This window comes from Legionella sp. W05-934-2, assembly GCF_964199965.1.
Lineage (GTDB): Bacteria > Pseudomonadota > Gammaproteobacteria > Legionellales > Legionellaceae > JAFIFT01.
Genome location: NZ_CAXMZT010000031.1, coordinates 1 through 1,122 on the forward strand (window position 1 = coordinate 1; position 1,122 = coordinate 1,122).

The following is a 1,122-nucleotide window of genomic DNA, read 5'->3' on the forward strand; positions in this document are numbered from 1 at the left end:
GGTAAAACGACGTTGACAGCAGCAATTACAGTGGTTCAGTCAAAACAATTTGGTGGACAGTCATCAAAATATGACGAGATTGACAGTGCCCCAGAAGAAAGAGCACGTGGAATCACGATTTCAACAGCACACGTTGAATATGAATCAGCGAAACGCCATTATGCCCACGTTGATTGCCCAGGCCATGCTGACTATGTCAAGAACATGATTACAGGCGCGGCCCAGATGGACGGCGCGATATTAGTCGTATCTGCAGCCGATGGCCCGATGCCACAGACACGTGAACATATTCTATTAGCGCGCCAAGTCGGTGTACCGCATATGGTAGTATTCCTAAACAAGGCAGACATGGTTGATGATGCCGAATTATTAGAATTAGTCGAAATGGAAATCCGAGAGCTATTAAGCAGCTACGATTTCCCTGGTGATGATATCCCCATTATTGTTGGTTCGGCTTTGAAAGCGTTAGAAGGCGATGAAAGTGAGATAGGTGTTCCAGCCATTAAGAAATTAATGGACGCAATGGATAGCTATATTCCTGAGCCTGTACGAGCCACAGACAAACCATTCCTATTACCTATTGAAGATGTGTTCTCAATATCAGGCCGTGGTACGGTGGTAACAGGAAGAGTCGAGGCAGGCATTGTCAAAGTGGGTGAGGAAGTAGAAATTGTCGGAATACGCCCAACAACAAAAACGACATGCACGGGTGTAGAAATGTTCCGGAAATTGCTTGATGAAGGTCAAGCAGGTGATAACGTGGGTGTTCTGTTACGTGGAACCAAGCGAGAAGACGTTGAGCGTGGCCAGGTATTAGCCAAGCCAGGAACGATTAAGCCACACACCAAGTTCGAAGCAGAAGTTTACGTATTGTCGAAAGAAGAAGGTGGACGACATACCCCATTTTTCAATGGCTATCGCCCACAGTTCTATTTTAGAACGACAGACGTAACGGGTAGTTGCGAACTACCAAGTGGTACTGAAATGGTGATGCCAGGTGATAACGTACAAATGACTGTGAGCTTACATGCACCGATTGCGATGGATGAAGGTTTGCGTTTTGCGATACGTGAAGGTGGCCGTACAGTTGGCGCTGGCGTTGTTTCTAAAATTGTTGAGTAA

Annotated in this window: 1 protein-coding gene; it reads left to right on the forward strand. The window is 46.2% G+C overall.

What is annotated here, in order from left to right; genetic code table 11:
- On the forward strand, positions 1–1,122 hold a 1,122-nt coding region (gene tuf, locus AB3348_RS15190; RefSeq protein ID WP_367608473.1), incomplete at its 5' end, for an elongation factor Tu.